The organism is Clostridium sartagoforme AAU1 (assembly GCF_000401215.1).
Lineage (GTDB): Bacteria > Bacillota > Clostridia > Clostridiales > Clostridiaceae > Clostridium > Clostridium sartagoforme.
Genome location: NZ_ASRV01000282.1, coordinates 1 through 565, shown reverse-complemented (window position 1 = coordinate 565; position 565 = coordinate 1). Strand labels below are relative to the sequence as shown.

The following is a 565-nucleotide window of genomic DNA, read 5'->3' as shown; positions in this document are numbered from 1 at the left end:
AAAGTCTTATGGATTACACAGTAAGTACAATCCAAAAGCAACAAAACTTTATAATAACTAGAGGTTAATTTACCTTATTAGTTATTAAACAGCATTAAAATTTAGTAATGTAATTTATGAAAGGGGGATATATCATGATAGAAAGAAGTGCAAAAATGACTTTTAAAGATGTTTCAGGAAAAAGGTTAACTTAATAGTTAAAGATGTTAAGGAAAATGTTTTAGATGCTGACATTTCTGCTCTTATGGATTCTGTATTAACTAATAAGTTAATAAAAACAGAAGCAGGTGATCTTGTGAGAAATGGTAGAAGCAAAGGTTATAAATAAAGAAACAACAACTGTTGCTCTTTAGTTAGTATATAGAGTGTCCAAATTTGGACACTCTTTTCATAGTTTTGAATTATTATATGAAAATGAGTTACTTTAAATGCAGTTATGGAAGCCATGTCTGAAATTAAAAAAAGAAGTTGGAATTATTGATACATTAAAAGCAGCTAAAAGCTGTATTTTATTTTAACTAAATAAAATATAGGTTATAATAATAATATAAATACGTTAATATAA

At 25.7% G+C, this 565-nt stretch carries 1 protein-coding gene; it reads left to right on the top strand.

What is annotated here, in order from left to right; translation table 11 throughout:
- Positions 1–193 precede the first annotated feature (193 nt).
- Positions 194–328 (top strand): hypothetical protein, encoded by a 135-nt coding sequence (locus A500_RS21540; RefSeq protein ID WP_341349975.1) that lies wholly within the window; start codon positions 194–196, stop codon positions 326–328.
- Positions 329–565 lie beyond the last annotated feature (237 nt).